Below are 16,093 nucleotides of genomic sequence, written 5' to 3' on the forward strand. Positions count from 1 at the left end.
TCTCACTCCAGGGTCAGGTCGGGCGCGCCCAGTGCCGCGCGGTCGGGGATGATGCCCAGGCCGGGGCCTTCGGGCGGGGCGATGCGGCCGTTGCGGCGGGTCGGCGCCTCGGGCGCAAGGCGGGGGGCGACATAGCCCGACAGGTCGCAGACGTTCAGCAGGCGGGCCGGGTCGGTCGCGGCCCCCAGGTGCAGGGCGGCGGCGGTGACGATGTCCGACCCCCAGGTGCATTCGATGCACATCTGCGGGCCAAGGTGCAGGCAGAGGTCGCGCGCCCGGCGCAACGGCGACAGCCCGCCGAACTTGGACAGCTTCAACGCCAGCGCGTCCATGATGCCCAGTCGGTGCGCCTCCAGCAGGCTGGCGGTGTCATGCACCAGCTCGTCCAGCTTCATCGGCAGGCCGGTGGCGGCGCGGACACGGGCGCAATCGGCCAGCGTGGCGCAGGGCTGTTCCAGCATGATGTCCAGGTGCGCCACGGCGCGACCCACCCGTGTCGCCGCCAGGCTGGTGGCGCCGCAGTTCCAGTCGCCGTAGACCAGCGGTCCGGGGCCGACTGTTTCGCGCACCCTTGTCAGGCGCTCCACGTCCGTCTGCCAGTCGCCCGAGGCGCCCAGCTTGACCTGGAACTGGGTGATGCCCTCGGCCTGCGCCTCTCGCGCGATGCGCGCCATTTCCTCCGGGGCGACGCAGGTGATGGAGTGGTACAGCGGCATATCCGCCTGCCTGCGTCCGCCAAGAAGCGCATAAAGCGGCAGCCCCGCGACCTGCCCGCAGAGGTCCCACAGGGCAATGTCCAGCGCGGACTTCGCGTAGACATGACCGGGCAGATAGGCGTCGGCGCGGGCCATCAGCGCCTCCGGCCCCACCGGGTCCGCCCCCAGCAGGACCGGGGCCAGGTCGGCCAGTGCGGGGGCGACGCCGCGCGCGTAGGCGGGCAGGTAGTGCGGGATCGGGCAGACCTCGCCCCAGCCGGTCAGGCCGCTGTCGGTGTCCAGCGCGAGGACCACGGTTTCCACCGTGTCGCAGGTCTTGCCTTCGGCCATGTAGTAGGCGGCGTGGCTGGTCAGCGGGACGTGCCACAGGCTGAGGCGGGTGATCTTCATGCGCCATACTCTGCAATCGCGGGGCCAAGGCTGTCGAAATCGGGTGTGACGCCCAGGCCGGGCGTATCGGTGGCGTACAGGCGACCCTCCCGCGCCATGGGACCGCCAAGGCCCGTCGAACGGGTGTTGTAGTTCATCAGGTCGGTGGTGTTCTGAAGGTACTCGGCCGGTGTGGAGGCGGCGAAATGCGCGACGGCGGCCGAGGCGATCTCGCCGCCCCAACTGTCCTCGGAGACCACCGGGATGCGGTTGTCGATGAGAAAGTCGCGCACCCGTCGCGCCTTGGACAGGCCGCCGAGGTTGGAGATCTTGAGACAGCAGATCTCGGCCCCCCGGTCGGCCACGATGCGCTGCGCGGCCAACATGCCGGTCACGCATTCGTCCAGCTTCATCGGCTGTTCGGCCACCCGGCGCACCTGCTGGCACTCCTCGTAGGTGCGGCAGGGCTGTTCCAGGATGTAGTCGAGCGCCCGCGTTGCCCGCGCCACGCGGATCGCGTTGTCCACCCGCCAGCCCTGGTTGGCGTCGGCCATGGCCTTTTCGCCCGGCTCCAGCAGGGCCACCCCGGCATGGATGCGGTCGATGTCGCCAGACCAGTCGGCGCCCACCTTGATCTGGAACTGCCGGTAGCCCTGCGCGCGGTAGCCGCGCATTTCCGCCTCGGTCTCCTTGACCGGCTTTTGCGGCGCGACGCGGTACATCGGTGCGCCATCGGTCAGCTTGCCGCCCATCAGCACCCAGATAGGTTGCCCGCAGGCCTGGCCGAGGATGTCCCAGCAGGCGGCGTCAAACGGTGCCTTGGCATAGCCGTGGCCCTGCACGGTGGCGTCCATGAGACCCTCGATCCAGGCCAGCTGGCGCGGGTCCTCGCCCAGCAGGCGTGGCGCGACCAGCCGGGCCAGAGCGGCGACCCCCTCGGAATGGGCGACCATGTAATTTTCACCGCAGGGCGTGAACTCGCCGCAGCCTTGCAGCCCCGCATCGGTGTCGATCACCACGACGCTGGCCTGCGCCGTCTCGATGACGTTGCCCGCACCCCAGCGGTAGGCGCCGCCGACGTAAGGCAGGCCGGTGCGGTAGAGGCGGATGCGGGTGATTTTCATCGCGCGCCTGTCGGGGTCACGGCAGCACGACGATGTTGCCGGTGTGTCGCTTGGCGACAAAGGCGGTCTGCGCGGCGCGCAACTCTTCCAGCGGGTAGGTCGCGGCCAGCGCGGGCCTGATCTCTCCGTCTTCGATGTAGCGGATCAGGTTGGGCATCACCTCGGGGTCCGATCACGGTGGAGCCGGTGAAGGTCAGGTCGCGCAGGTAGAGCGTGCGCAGGTCCAGCTCGACCATCGGCCCGGCGATGGCGCCGGAACAGGTGTAGCGCCCGCCGCGCTCCAGCACGTCGATCAGGGTCGACCAGTAGGGGCCGCCGACCACATCGGCAACGACGGTGATCCGGTCATCGCCTAGCGCGGCCCGCAGGTTGTCCGGTGCGCGGGGCAGGACGCGGTCGGCCCCCAGAGCCGTCACATCGGCGTGCTTAGGCTCGGAGGCCAGCGCGATCACCCGCGCGCCGCGCCGCTTGGCCAGCTGCACCAGCGCGCCGCCCACCCCGCCCGAGGCGCCGGGCACCAGCACGGTGTCCGAGGTGTCGACATGCGCGCGGGTCAGCATGCCCTCGGCGGTGGAGTAGGAGCAGGAGAAGGTGGCCAGTTCGGCATCCGACAGGGGCGAGTCGATGGCCAGCGCGTTCTGCGACGGCATCGTGGTGTACTCGGCAAAGCCGCCGTCCCGCTCGGAGCCAAAGTAGCCTGCCTTGGACTTGTCCAAGGGAGCCTGCGGGTCGCGCAGCCAGTTGTCGGTGATGACGCGCTGGCCGATGCGCGCGGGGTCCACGCCGTCGCCCACGGCGACGATCTCGCCGCAGGCGTCCGCGCCCTGGATGCGCGGAAAGGCGATGGGCGCGCCGCCCCAGGCGGGGTCCTCCTGACCGACCTTGTCATAGATGCCGCCGGTGGTGGCGCTGGTGACCGTCTTGGAATACCAACCGGTGCGCGTGTTGATGTCGGTGTTGTTCAGCCCGCAGGCGAGGACGCGGACCAGCACCTCGCCCGGGGCGGGGTCGGGGCGCGGCCAGTCGGTGCGGAAGACAAGCTGGTCCATGTCGCCGTGGCCCATCGTGACCATGGCGCGCATCGTGTCGGGCAGGGTCATGGCGTTGTCTCCATCGGGGCGTCGGTCCGGGGTTTCAGGCTGTCGGGATCGTAGGCCGGCGCGCCCAGCACGCGGGCGTCGCGCGGCTGGCCCAGGATCACCACCTGGAGCGCGGTGCCGGGGGCGGCGGCACCGGGTTTCAGGTAGGCAAAGGCCAACCCCGTGCCGACCGTGTGACCGTAGACCACCGAGGAGGTGGAGCCGACCACGCGCCCATCTATCAGCACCGCCTCGCCGCCGTGGCCATCCGCGTCGCCGTCGGGGTCGATCTCGAGGTAGGCGCAGACCCAGGGCAGATCGCTGTTCTGGGTGTGGGCCTTGCCGAGGTAGTCCTTGTCGGGGCGGGCAAAGCGCGTCACGTCCGCTTCGGCCAGCGTGACCTCGTTGGTCAGCTCCGACGCGCCCTTGAAGCCCTTTTCCATCCGCAGAACGTTCATCGCAAAGCTGCCGTAGTCGGCGATGCCGTGCACCGCGCCCGCCGCCATCAGCGCCGAGTAGACGTCGACCATGGCGGCAAAGGGCATGTGCAACTCCCACCCCAGTTCCCCGGCGTAGGACAACCGCAGCGCCCAGACCTTATGCCCCGCCACGGTGATCTCCTGCGCGGACAACCAGCGGAACGCGGCATTGTCCAGCCGGGCATCGGTGACCGCCGCGAGCACGTCGCGTGCGCGCGGTCCGTTCAGCGCAAGCGCCCCCCATGTGTCCGACAGCGGAGTGATGCGGACCAAATCTCTTGCGAAGAGATTTGCAAATTCCTCTCCGAGGAATTTGGCCGCGCGCAGGTTGTCCAGCAGGCGCTGTTCGAAGAAGGCCGCGCAGACCAGGTAATACCGGTCCTCGGCCATCCGGACCACGGTGCATTCCAGCTCGATCCGGCCGCGCCGGTTCAGCATGTGGGTCAGGGTGATCGCCCCCACCCTTTGCGGCATCCGGTTCGCCGTCAGCCCGTCGAGCAAGGCATAGGCCCCCGGCCCCTCGACCAGCACCTTGGCAAAGCCGGTGACATCCATCACGCCCACCCGCTCGCGCACTGCGCGCACCTCGGCGCCGACAAGGTCATGCACTGCCGTGCGGCGAAACCCGTAGTGGTCGCGCTGCTCCACACCCTCGCGGGCAAAGAAGCGCGGCCGCTCAAAGCCGTAGACCTCTTCGTGCACCGCGCCCTTTGCCTTCAGGATCTCGTGCAGCGGCGAGGGTTTGACCGGCCGCCCGGCCAAGCGGTTCAGATGCGGAAAGGGGATCTCGTGCCGCAGGCAGTAATCCTCCTTGGCCTTCACCACCTGCCAGTCCCTGGTGGCATAGCCACCAAAGCGGCGCGGGTCGTAGTCGCGCATGTTGATGTCGGCCGCGCCGTGGACCATCCAGCGCGCCAGTTCGCGGGTCAGGCCCGGCCCCCAGCCGATGCCGATCTGCGTGCCGCAGCAGCACCAGTAGTTGGACACCCCCGGCGCCGGGCCGATCAGCGGGTTGCCGTCCGGCGGGTGGCTGATCGCGCCGTGCACCTCGCGCTGGATGCCGAGGTCGGCAAAGACTGGCATCCGCACCATCGCCTCCTCCAGCCAGGGCATCACGCGGTCATAGTCGGCGTCGAACAGCTCGTTCTCGGCCTCCCAGGGGCAGTGATCCTCCCACACGGTGTTGGGGTTGGTCTTTTCATAGATGCCGATCAGCCCGCGCTTCTGCTCCATCCGGATGTAGCCGGACACCTTGCGGTCATCGCGGATCACCGGCAGTTCGCGGTCGAGGTCCTGGAACTGCGGCACCGGTTCGGTGACAAAGTAGTGGTGCGTCATCGAGGTCATCGGCAGCTGCAGGCCGGACCATTCGCCCATCTGCCGCGCATAGGTGCCGCCAGCGTTCACCACATGCTCGCAGGTGATCGTGCCCTGCTCGGTCTCGACGATCCATGCGCCCGAGGGCGCCTGGGTGATGTTTGTCGCGCGGCAGCGGCGGAAGATTCGCACGCCTTTGGCCCGCGCCCCCGCCGCCAGCGCCATGGTGACGTTGGTCGGGTCGACATGGCCGTCATCCGGCGTGTGCAGCCCGCCCAACACGCCGTCGAGGTTGTAGAAGGGGTGCAGTTGGGCGATGCGGTCCGGGCCGACCAGCTCCATGTTGAATTTCAGCGCGCGGCCCACCGACAGGGTGTGGCGCAGCCAGTCCATCTCGTCCGGGGTATAGGCCAGCCGGAACGACCCGCAGCCGTGCCAAGTGACCGCCTGCCCGGTCTCCCGCTCCAGCCCGCCGGAATAAAGCCCGATGTTGTAGTCGACGCATTTGCCCAGGCTGAAGCTGGAGGTGGAATGGGTGATCTGCCCCGCCGCGTGCCAGGTGCTGCCCGAGGTCAGCTCGGCCTTTTCCAGCAGCACGGTCTCCGGGCCCCAGCCCTCGTGCCCCAGGTGATAGGCCATGCCGACGCCCATGACACCACCGCCGACGATGACCACGCGCGCGTGGTCGGGAAAGGCCTTGCCGGTCATGTACGTTCCTTTGCGAAGCGGGCAGGGGAGAGGATTTCTGCTCGACAGGCTAAGAGGACAGATGTACCACTGTCAATCATGAATGGCACAGATGTTTCATATGCGGTCCTGGGCCGCCTGCGGTCCGAATGGGACGCGCTGACGCCCGAGGCGCAGAAGGCGGCGCGCTACGTGCTGGAAAACCCTCAGGACGTGGGCGTCTCGACCGTGCGCGAGATTGCCGAGGCGGCGAACGTGAAGCCCAACACCTTTGTCCGCATGGCCCGCCAGGTGGGCTTTGACGGCTACGAGGATTTCCGCGCCCCCTTCCGCGAGGCGATAAGGCAAGGCGGCGTCAGCTTTCCCGACCGCGCCCGTTGGTTGCAGGACATCCGCAAATCGGGCGACCTGGGCGGGCTCTATGCCGACATGGCCGAGGCGGCGATGCGCAACCTGGAGGACACTTTTGCCGGGATCGAGGCCGATGCATTGAAGGCGGCGGCCGAGGCGGTCTGGGCCTCGCGCAAGGTCTACGTGCTGGGGGTCGGGGTGAACAGCGCCAACGCGCGCAACTTCACCTACCTCGCCTCCACCGGCATGACGGATTTCCACACGATCCCGGCGCAGGGGTCCACCGCCATCGACGACCTGGCCTGGGCCGATGGTCGCGACGTGCTGATCGCCATGACCTGCCGCCCCTACCGCACCGAGGTGGTCGAGGCGGTGCGCGTCGCGCGTGACCAGGGGCTGACCGTGATCGCCCTGTCCGACAGCCCGGCCAGCCCGATCATCCGCGCCGCACAGCACGGGTTCGTCGTGGCCGCCGACACGCCGCAGTTCTTCCCGTCCTCCGTGGCGACCATCGCCGTCCTGGAAACCCTGCTGAGTTTCGTCATCGCGGTCGCCAGCGAAGAGATCGTTGACCGCGTCGACCGCTTTCACCGCCGCCGCCACCAGTTCGGCCTCTACATGGACGATCCCGAATGACCGTGCATCCCGCTCCCGTCCGCTCACTTGCCGCGCGCTACTACACCGATCCGCAGGTCTTCGAGATCGAGAAGGCGGGTCTGTTGTCCCGGACCTGGCAGTTCGCCGGCCACGCCAGCCAGCTGGAAAACCCCGGCGACTACTTTGCCTTCGATCTCGTCGGCGAAAGCCTGTTCTGCATCAAGGGGCAGGATGGCGTCATCCGCACCTTCTACAACGTCTGCCAGCATCGCGCGCACCAGCTGGTGCAGGGGGCGGGCTCGACGCGGGTGGTGGTCTGCCCCTACCACGCCTGGACCTACGAGCTGACCGGCGCCCTGCGCGCCGGGCCGAACACCAAGGCCGTGCCGGGCTTCGACCGCAAGACGATCTGCCTGACCGAGGTGCGGACCGAGGTCTTTCTGGGCTTTGTCTTCGTCAACCTCGACCGCGATGCCGCGCCGATGGACGACTGGTTCCCCAGGGTGCGCGGCGAACTGGAGCAGTTTGTGCCGCACTGGGCCACGCTGAAGCCGCTGGAATGGGTCGAGATCCCCGAGGCCTGCAACTGGAAGGTCTCGGTCGAGAACTATTCGGAATGTTACCATTGCAGCCTGAACCACCCGACCTTTTCCACCGGCGTGATCCGTCCCGAAACCTACGACATCCAGCCCCAGGGCTACTGCCTGCGCCACACGACCGAGTGCAATGACCTCAGCCGGATGACCTACGACATCGCCAGCGGCTATCCGAACAACGACCGCTATTCGTCATGGTTCCTCTGGCCGATGTTTTCGTTCCAGGTCTACCCGGGCAACCTGCTGAACACCTACCACTGGCGGGCGGTGGATGCGGGGCGCGTGGTGGTCTGGCGCGGCTGGTATTCCGTCGATGGGCAGGACAACGAGACAGTGCGGCGCATGGCGATCCAGGACCGTGCCACCACGGTCGAGGAAGACATACGGCTGGTGGAATCGGTGCAGCGCGGGCTAGGCTCACGCGGCTACGTGCCCGGCCCGCTGGTGATCGACCCGGCTTGCGGCGTGAATTCGGAACATTCGATCCTGCATTTGCAGCGCTGGATGCGCGACGCCGTGGACGGCTGAGCGGCGGCGGTCTTGGCGAAAAGCACACGCCGTACAAGAGCCCGGCGTCGGGACATCCGGACCATAGCCCGGGGTTTCATGCCTTCGGTTGAGAAACGCTCAGGGCATGGTTCGATGGATCACCCCTTCGCCGGTGCCACAGCCCGCTGGTAGAGGTGCCATGTGGCGTGGCCCAGGATCGGCAGGGTGAAGATCAGGCCCAGGAACGCCGGCACCAGCGACACCAGCATGGTGAGTGAGATGACCGCCGCCCAGGTGATCATCACCACCGGGTTTTCCGTGACAACGCGCACCGAGGTAATCATGGCGGTCACGAAATCGACGTCCCGGTCCAGCAGCAACGGCATGGCGACGACGGTGACAGAGAACAGAACCAAGGACAGCAGCGCGCCGACGCAGGTGCCGATGGCCAGAAAGGTCCAGCCCTCCGGCGTAAAGAAGACCGTGTTCAGGAACCCGTCCAGGTCAGAAAAGGACGAATCCTTCAGGACGATCACCAGCACGGTCCGGAACTGGTAAAACCATATCCACAAGACGAACAGGGTGACAAAGGCCATCCAGCCCATCTCGCGCTTGCGTTGATTGGCCATGACGGTGAGGATTTCGGACCAGCCGAAACGCTCTCCGTGCTGCAACCGGCGGGACATTTCGTATAGCCCGGCAGCGGCGAAAGGCGCGACCAGCGGAAAGCCCAAAGCGGCCGGAAAGATCATCCAGATCGCGCCCAGCCAGACCGCGCCCCAAACAAGCAGGAGACCGAACACCGCGTAGAACAGGCCGAAAAAGCCGCTCATGACAGGGCGCGCCATGAAATCGGAGAACCCGGCCTTCAGCGACGCGGTGATATCGTCCGCAGTCACCCTGTTGACCTTGGGCGACGCCCCCTGCGGCGGCGTCAGCTTGTCCGGTGGTTTGGGCCCCGACGCCCTGGATGTCATGACACAGTCCTCCCAAGTCATGGACGCGCGCGGGACCATTTTCCAACGGAGCGAACGGTGAAACGGACATCCCTCCTGCGCCAACCAGCTTGCATCAGGTGGGGCACAAGGACAAGGCGCGAGTACGCCGGCCCAGTCCCGCAACGCCGTCATCCGATCGCTGAAAACGTTGCGCGATGAACAAAGGGCCGACAGGTGCCCCGGTGTGGCTGCCCGGTCCCCGACTTGCCGCAGCCCCGTTTCGGGCCGGTCCGGTAATCCCGGGACCAAGAGACGTCCAGCCGTCCTGGGCCCCGTCGTCAGCCGTCATGGAGGCCCTTGGCATCGTCGCAGAGCGCCTCGAAGGCGCCGATGACGATCTCCCGCAGCCATCTGTTGCCCGGGTCTGCCGTCAGGCGTGCGCTCCAGAAGAAGCGGAACGTGATCGTCGGCAGATCGACGGGTGGAGGGCGCCAGACAAGGCCGTAGGTCGTGATATCGGCGCCGAGAAAGGGTTTCAAGTTCGTCGCCAGCATGTTCGAGCCCGACAGGAGAGGGCCGATGCCCGAGAACTCCGGGATGTGCGCGCCAATGCGACGATTCAGGCCGTCGCGCTTGATGCTGTCCTCGACGGTCTGGCGGGCGGCGTCCGACAGGCCCACGACGACATGCGGCCAATCAAGCCAGGCCTTCTTGCCCCAGTTCCCGAGCGCGGGGTGGCCACGCCGCATGAAGGTGTAGCGCGTCAAGGGCGGCATGACGTGCTCTACCAACCCCTCAGGCAATTGCTTGTCCGCGCCGAGAAACCCCAGGTCGATCCGTTCGTCGGCGACCGCGGCGTAGACATGCGGGCCCAGTCCCACCCATTCGAGAGAGACCCCCGGCGCATCTTCGGAGAGGCGGGCAAACACCGCGTTGATCAGGCTGGGGATTGCCGGCACGGCGATCCGGAACGTGCGTGTGCTGGTCGCCGGGTCGAAAGTTTTCGGCGGCGCCACCACGCGCTGGATGCTGCGCAGGATCGGGCGCACCTCCTCGATCAGGGTGAGGGCAAAGGGACTCGGCTGCATCTTGCCACCGACCTTGACCATCAGCGGATCGCCCACCTGTTCGCGGAGTCGCGCCAGCGCATGACTGACTGCCGAGGGCGTCTTGCCGAGTTTCTCGGCCGCGCGGGCGACGCTGCCCTCGTCCATGAGCACCTCGAACGTGACAAGCAGATTGAGGTCGAGGCGGTGCAGCTGAATTTCACTCATGATGCATGAAATCGTTTCGCTTTGATTGTGGTGAATTCTGTTCACACTCTAACCCATCACGACAACGACGAACAGCAGCACAGGAGAAACGTCATGTCCTTGAAAGTCATCGGATCAGGTTTTGGACGGACCGGCACCATGTCGACGAAGATCGCGCTGGAACAGCTCGGCTTCGGTCCCTGTCATCACATGGTCGAGGTCATGGGGAATCCGGCCCAGCCAGCACATTGGCAGGCCCATGCGGCGGGCGAGGAGGTCGACTGGGCCGAGGTCTTTGCAGGATACCAGGCGCAGGTGGATTTCCCTGGCGCCGCGGTCTGGCACGAACTCTCGATCGCCTTTCCGGAGGCCAAGGTCATTCATACCGAGCGCCCGGTCGAGGACTGGTGGCAAAGCTACTCGGCCACGATCAACAAGTTCTGGCGGCATCGTGGGCAGATCGACCTGCCTCCGCCGATCGCCGCAATCTTCGAAACGATGGACCAGATCCTCGTGCAGGACCTGGTCGGCGGCACCGACCGCGACGCTGCCATCGCCGCCTACCGGCGCAACAACGAAAAGGTGCGCGACACGATCCCGGCAGACAGGTTGCTGGTGTTCACGCCTGCCGATGGCTGGGAGCCGCTGTGCCGGTTCCTTGGCGTGCCCGTCCCGTCGGGCAATTTCCCGCGCAGCAATGCCCGCGCGGAATTCTGGGCCCTGTTCGGGGGCGAACCGGCCACTGCCTGATCACAGGCGACATCCACGGGAATGCAACAAAGGAGCCCGAGCCATGCCGCTTCTGGCCTTTGATCACGTCAACATCCGCACTGTCCACCTGGACAGGATGGTCGCCTGGTACGAACAGGTGCTCGGGCTCAGGTCCGGCGCGCGGCCCGAATTCCCTGTGCCCGGCGCCTGGCTCTACCTGGGTGAGACCTGCGTCCTGCACCTGATCGGGGCCGATCCCCCACCGATGGTTCATTCGGACGGGGAGAGTCTTCGGATGGAGCACATCGCGTTTCGGGCCGAAGCAATGGCGCCCTTCCTCGAGCACCTCGATGGGTGCGGCGTGCCCTACAAGCTTGTTCCATTCGAGGCATTGGACATCATTCTGGTGTTTGTCCGCGATCCGGATGGCAATCGGATTCATGTGGACTTTCCTGCCTCCGGGCAAGGATCAGGGGCGACTTGGTCCGCACGGCCGTCATCCGATCCGTGAAACCGCCGCGCGATGACGGAAAAGCCGGTCTGGGGGTGTCGTCGCGCGGCATGCGCCTCCTCGGCCAGTGATGTTCCTGGGCCGACTCCATCCTTTCCCCCGCGCCGCGATCGCGCACCCACGAAAAAGGGCGCCCCGAAGGGCGCCCTCGCACTCGTCAAGGACAGGCGTCAGTTGAGGCTGGCCAGTTCCTTGGGCAGCTTGAAGGTCCAGAGGGTGCCACCCTGGTTGAGGTAGTTCACCTTGCTGGCCACTTCGCCGCCCCAGAGCGGAACCGCGCCGCCCCAGCCGGAGATGATCGAGACATACTGTTCGCCGTCCATGTCCCAGGTCACCGGCTGGCCGACGATCCCCGAACCGGTCTGGAACGACCACAGGATTTCGCCGGTCTCGTCGTCGAAGGCGATGAACTTGCCTTCCGGGGTCCCGGTGAACACCAGGCCGCCGGCGGTGGTCATAACGCCACCCCACAGCGGGGCGGTGTTCTTGTATTCCCACTTCAGCTCGCCGGTGTCGGGGTCGATCGCCTTGAGCGACCCGATGTGGTCCTCGTAGTTCGGCTTGATGGTAAAGCCGGCGCCCAGGTAGGCGGCGCCCTTCTTGTAGGTGATCGGCTCGTTCCAGATGTCCATGCCCCATTCGTTGGAGGGCACGTAGAAGTTGCCGGTCTTCTGGCTGAACGCCATCGGCATCCAGTTCTTGCCCCCCAGGAAGGACGGCGAGGCAAAGATCACCTCACCCTTCTTGCCGTCCGCGGCGGCGGTCGGGTCGCCGGGGCGGTTGGCCTCGTTGTAGATCGGGCGGCCGTTCTCATCCAGGCCGGTGGCCCAGGTGATGTCCTTGACGAAGGGCACGCCGCGCACGAACTTGCCGTCCTCGGCGTTCAGCACGTAGAAGAAACCGTTCCGGTCAGCAGTGGCAAGACGCATGTTGCCGTCGCGGTCATTGTAGGCGACCACTTCGTTCACGCCGTCATAGTCCCAGCCTTCGCGCGGGGTGGTCTGAAAGTGCCACTTGATCTCGCCGGTTGCCGGGTCGATGCCGATCCGCGAGGCGGCATAGAGGTTGTCGCCCTTGCCGGTGTTGTCCTGACCCGCGTCGCGCAGCCAGCTGTTCCAGGGCGCGGGGTTGCCGGCGCCAAAGATCAGCGTGTCGGTGCGGTCGTCGTAGGATCCGCCCAGCCAGGTCGCGCCGCCGCCGGTCTTCCACATGTCGCCCGGCCAGGTCGCGTTCAGCGTGCCGGTCATGGTGGATTCCTGACCGTTCAGGGTGCCCATGTGGCCTTCGATCACCGGGCGGGTCCAGACCATTTCGCCGTTTTCGGCGTTGCGCGCCTGCACTTCGCCGATGATGCCGAATTCACCGCCCGAGTTGCCGGTGATGACCAGCCCGTTCACGATCAGCGGTGCGGCGGTGTAGGAATAGCCGGCCTTGTAGTCGGCGATCTTGTCGCGCCAGACGACATCGCCGGTCTTGGCGTTCAGCGCCACGATGCGCGCGTCGAGCGTGCCGAAGATCACCAGGTCGCCGTACAGCGCGGCGCCACGGTTGATCACGTCGCAGCAGGGCAGGATGCCTTCGGGCAGGCGGGCGTCGTACTGCCACAGTTCATCGCCGGTCATGACGTCGATGGCATAGATCCGGGAATACGACCCGGTGATGTACATGACGCCGTCCTTGATCAGCGGCTGGGTTTCCTGTCCACGCTGCTTTTCGCCGCCAAGGCTGAAGGCCCAGACCGCCTGCAGGTACTTGACGTTGTCCTTGTTCAGGATGTCCAGCGGGCTGTAGCGCTGAAGATTGCGGCCCATGCCGTTTGTCACGATCTGCGTGGTGATGGTCTGATCGTTCGCCAGGTCGGCTTCGGTCACTTGTGCGGTGGCGGCGGTGCCTGCCAGCAGGATGCTGGCAGTCGCTGCCAGAATGAATCGGTTCATGAGATCCCTCCCTATTTCGCCCAGGCGGCGTGAGTGCACGCGCCCCTCCCGGGCGCAGCCATCAGTATTCCGGGAACACCGGTAAAGAGGTATTGCACCAAGGTCGTACGCAATGGGCATCGGGGGCAATGTCGTGCGTTTCCAGCGCGCTACCCGTCCCTTCGACCAAGGTCGTATGCCTGAGTCGGCGGGTTCGCACCCGGTCTGCGCAATGACTCGCGTTGCCGCCTTCCCGGCGCTTGCCCTGGTGCTGCCCCTCGGGGCGGCCGCGGACCCGCCCGTCGGCGATCGTGCCGCCTGTCTCCTGGACAGCGACGGCACGCGCATCCACATCGCCGACATCCGCTTTGATCCGGACGGCCGCTATGCCGTGACCATGTCCTGTCGCTGCGCCCGTTCCGCGGCATCGAGGGACCCGGATGGTACTGGGGCCTCCTGTCCTATCCCTACGCGCCGGCGCGGCAGGTCGGTGACGACGATCTGACCGCCCTGGAGCATGGCTTTCTCTTCCTGTGGAAAGGCGCCGGGGCCTGCGGCATCAACATGAGGAATGGCGCCGACGACCGCCTCACGCCCGAGGGCGACAGGCTGGTCGGCGGCTGCACGAGATGGACAAGGACATCCTGTCGGCGCCGCCGGCACCGGGTGACCCGTCCGGCGCCCGAGTTCGACCTCGAAGAGGCGGATCCGGACAGCCACTGGCTGCCCGACCCGGTCATCGAGGAGGCCCTATTTCGAGATCGCGGAATTGTCCTGCGTGGTGATGCTGGACAGGTAGGCCAGGATAAAGTCCTGAACCGTGCGGTCCTCGATGCCGACATGGCGCATCTTGGTGCCCGGCATGAAGCCGTCGTTGTCTTCCATCCATGCGCGCAGCGCGGCCGGGGTCCAGACGATGCCCGACGCCTCCAGCGCGATGGAATAGTCGTAGTCCGGATAGCTGCCGGCGGCGCGGCCGACGACGTTTTCCAGCGGCGGGCCATAGGACGGGTCCTTGGCGTCCACGGCGTGGCAGCGGCGGCACTCGGCCTCGTACAGCGCCTTGCCGGCGGATATCTTGACCTCTGCAAACGTGTCGGCATACGCCGGGCCGGCGATCAACGCGGCCGCGAGAAGGGTGGCGATCTTCATTTTGTCTCTCCCGAGGGAAGCGCGAGTCCTGTGTCCTGTGGCGCGATCCTGTCCCCGCGGGCTGCAAAATCCATCCCGTGCTTTGGTCGTACGCGCGCCCTTTGTCGCGGGTGCCGTCCCCAGGGGCTTCTTCTCTGGAAAAATACTCCCGGGGGAGTCGCCCGCAGGGCGGCGGGGGCAGCGCCCCCTCGCGCGCCATCCACCCGCTCCGCCGTTCAGAACAGCGGCGCGTATTTCCAGGTGTCGGCGTCCGGGGTGACCTCGTCGGGGTCGTAGTCCGCGCCCTGCATCCGCTGCGCGATGTCGAGACCCGCCGCGGCGGCCATGTCGACGTAGCGCCGGCCCTCGGTCTCGTCCCGCGCCACGCCGTGGCCGCGGATCAGCGCCAGGCCATAGTTGAACTGACCCACCGGGTCGCCCGCCTCGGCGGCGCGGCGGTCCCAGTCGGCAGCGGCGTCGGGGTCGTATTCGCCGCCCAGGCCGTTGTTGTCCAGCTGCCCCATCCAGGTCATCGCGGCGGTGTAGCCGCCCTTGGTGGCGCAGAGCTCGAAGATGTCACGGGCATCGCCGTGGTCACCCTTCTTGGTGAAGTAGTAGCCGGCGGCGCAGGTCGTCATGTCGGTCTGGCCGCGGCGGATGTTGTCCATCACCCGGTCCATGCCCATCTCGGGCGGGTTGAGCGCACCAAGGTCTTCGTCGGCCAGGGCCGGCAGCGCGATCAGGCCCGCAAGGGCGATGGCAGTTCGAAACATGGTGGTCCTCCCTGAGCCAAGCATAGCACGGATCGTCGCCGAACCCAGCCGCGACTCCTGTCTGCATCACGGCCGCAGCGCCGCGCCCCAGGGGTAGCGGCCGACCTTGATGGTCTTCAGCGGCTTGCGGCTGGCCACGTCGATCACCGTCACGTCTCCCGACACCCCGTTGGTGGTGAACAGCAGCGTCTTGTCGCTGTTGAAGGCCATGTGCCAGACCCGCCGTCCGACCAGGATGTACTCCAGAACCTCGTAGGTCTGCGCGTCGATCACCGCGACGTGGTTGGCGGGGCCCAAGGCGAGAAAGACGGTCTTTTCGTCGCCCGCCACCTCGAACCCCACGGGTTGGATCTTGTCCTGGTGCACACCCTTGATCTCGAAGCTGATTTTTGCCTTCTCGGCCTTGGTCTCGACGTCGAAGACCGACACCGTGCCGCCGATCTCGGCCGAGACCCAGAGCTCGGTCCCGCCATGCACGAACTCGGCGTGACGCGGGCGCGAATCGACCAGCGTGTTGGCGACCAGTTCCTGTGTCGTCGTGTCGATCCAGTGCGCCATGTTGGTCGTCTCGGAGGTGGTGATGACGTATCTGCCATCGGGCGAGACGGCCATGCCCTCGGGTTCGATGCCGACGTCGATCTGCGCCACCACGCGCCGGGTCTCGACGTCGACCACGGTGGTGATCGCGTCGTCCTCGTTAGCGATGTAGAGGTGGCGGTTGCCGGGGTGCAGGATGAACTGCTCGGGGTCCTCGCCCGAGGGCAAGTCATGCAGGATCTTGCCGGTTTCCGGGTCCATGACCTGCACCGTGTCGCTGTCCGAGGCGCAGATGTAGACCACCTTGTGATCGAGCGAAAAGGTGATGCCGCGCGGCCGTTCGCCGGTGGGGATGGTGCGGACGACCTCCAGCGTGGCAACGTCGATCACGCTGACGGTGTCGTCCTTTTCGTTGGTGACCCAGATTTCCTCGGCCTGTGCCGAGGCGCCCGGAAGGCCCAGCGTCACGAGGACGGCCAGGGCGGCAAGTGGGGTATTTTTCCAGAGAAGAAACATGGG

The 16,093-nt window shown here is 66.6% G+C and carries 13 protein-coding genes and 1 pseudogene; 4 read left to right on the forward strand and 10 right to left on the reverse strand.

From position 1 onward, the window contains the following. Positions 1-2: 2 nt before the first annotated feature. The 4 genes and pseudogenes from MAA8898_RS01535 to MAA8898_RS01550 form a co-directional block, all read right to left on the reverse strand. Positions 3-1,106, reverse strand: coding sequence for a mandelate racemase/muconate lactonizing enzyme family protein (locus MAA8898_RS01535; protein ID WP_094019193.1), 1,104 nt, complete (start codon positions 1,104-1,106; stop codon positions 3-5). Beyond that, positions 1,103-2,209, reverse strand: coding sequence for a mandelate racemase/muconate lactonizing enzyme family protein (locus MAA8898_RS01540; RefSeq protein WP_094019194.1), 1,107 nt, complete (start codon positions 2,207-2,209; stop codon positions 1,103-1,105). Before MAA8898_RS01540 ends, MAA8898_RS01535 begins: the two co-directional genes overlap by 4 nt. Before the next feature lie 16 nt (positions 2,210-2,225). Further along, positions 2,226-3,291, reverse strand: a pseudogene (locus MAA8898_RS01545) (alcohol dehydrogenase family protein). Between the two features lie 14 nt (positions 3,292-3,305). Further along, positions 3,306-5,792 carry an FAD-dependent oxidoreductase gene (locus MAA8898_RS01550; RefSeq protein ID WP_094019195.1) on the reverse strand — a complete coding sequence of 829 codons (2,487 nt, stop codon included), beginning with the start codon at positions 5,790-5,792 and terminating at the stop codon, positions 3,306-3,308. A gap of 78 nt (positions 5,793-5,870) precedes the next feature. On the opposite strand from MAA8898_RS01550, the gene MAA8898_RS01555 reads away from it, so the two are divergent. Both MAA8898_RS01555 and MAA8898_RS01560 read left to right on the forward strand, forming a co-directional pair. Further along, positions 5,871-6,758, forward strand: a complete 888-nt coding sequence (locus tag MAA8898_RS01555) for a MurR/RpiR family transcriptional regulator (RefSeq protein WP_094019196.1) — start codon at positions 5,871-5,873, stop codon at positions 6,756-6,758. Beyond that, positions 6,755-7,843, forward strand: a complete 1,089-nt coding sequence (locus MAA8898_RS01560) for an aromatic ring-hydroxylating oxygenase subunit alpha (RefSeq protein ID WP_094019197.1) — start codon at positions 6,755-6,757, stop codon at positions 7,841-7,843. The genes MAA8898_RS01555 and MAA8898_RS01560 overlap by 4 nt, the downstream gene beginning before the upstream one ends. Positions 7,844-7,962: 119 nt before the next feature. Here MAA8898_RS01560 and MAA8898_RS01565 read toward each other — a convergent pair whose 3' ends face one another. Beyond that, on the reverse strand, positions 7,963-8,781 hold the full coding sequence (locus MAA8898_RS01565) for a DUF2189 domain-containing protein (protein WP_094019198.1): 819 nt from the start codon (positions 8,779-8,781) through the stop codon (positions 7,963-7,965). Positions 8,782-9,080: 299 nt separating this feature from the next. Next, positions 9,081-10,061, reverse strand: coding sequence for a LysR family transcriptional regulator (locus MAA8898_RS01570; protein ID WP_141194764.1), 981 nt, complete (start codon positions 10,059-10,061; stop codon positions 9,081-9,083). A gap of 48 nt (positions 10,062-10,109) precedes the next feature. Between MAA8898_RS01570 and MAA8898_RS01575 the strand changes: the two genes are divergently transcribed. Then, the gene (locus MAA8898_RS01575) at positions 10,110-10,745 is read left to right on the forward strand and encodes a sulfotransferase family protein (protein WP_094019200.1); all 636 of its coding nucleotides are present in this window, start codon (positions 10,110-10,112) and stop codon (positions 10,743-10,745) included. A gap of 43 nt (positions 10,746-10,788) precedes the next feature. Beyond that, entirely contained in the window at positions 10,789-11,217 is a 429-nt protein-coding gene (locus tag MAA8898_RS01580; protein WP_176445035.1) for a VOC family protein, read from the forward strand. Positions 11,218-11,387: 170 nt separating this feature from the next. On the opposite strand, the gene MAA8898_RS01585 is transcribed toward MAA8898_RS01580, so the two are convergent. The 4 genes from MAA8898_RS01585 to MAA8898_RS01605 all read right to left on the reverse strand — a co-directional run bounded on the left by MAA8898_RS01585 (position 11,388) and on the right by MAA8898_RS01605 (position 16,090). Continuing rightward, positions 11,388-13,154 carry a PQQ-dependent methanol/ethanol family dehydrogenase gene (locus MAA8898_RS01585; protein WP_094019202.1) on the reverse strand — a complete coding sequence of 589 codons (1,767 nt, stop codon included), beginning with the start codon at positions 13,152-13,154 and terminating at the stop codon, positions 11,388-11,390. A 729-nt stretch (positions 13,155-13,883) separates the two neighbouring features. Next, complete coding sequence (locus MAA8898_RS01595) at positions 13,884-14,285, reverse strand: c-type cytochrome (protein ID WP_094019204.1); 402 nt, start codon at positions 14,283-14,285, stop codon at positions 13,884-13,886. A 215-nt stretch (positions 14,286-14,500) separates the two neighbouring features. After that, positions 14,501-15,037, reverse strand: coding sequence for an SEL1-like repeat protein (locus MAA8898_RS01600; protein ID WP_094019205.1), 537 nt, complete (start codon positions 15,035-15,037; stop codon positions 14,501-14,503). 66 nt (positions 15,038-15,103) lie between these two features. Then, positions 15,104-16,090, reverse strand: a complete 987-nt coding sequence (locus MAA8898_RS01605; RefSeq protein ID WP_094019206.1) for a YVTN family beta-propeller repeat protein — start codon at positions 16,088-16,090, stop codon at positions 15,104-15,106. Between the last annotated feature and the right edge of the window lie 3 nt (positions 16,091-16,093).

It is taken from the genome of Antarctobacter aquimaris (assembly GCF_900184945.1).
GTDB classification, from domain to species: Bacteria; Pseudomonadota; Alphaproteobacteria; order Rhodobacterales; family Rhodobacteraceae; genus Maliponia; species Maliponia aquimaris.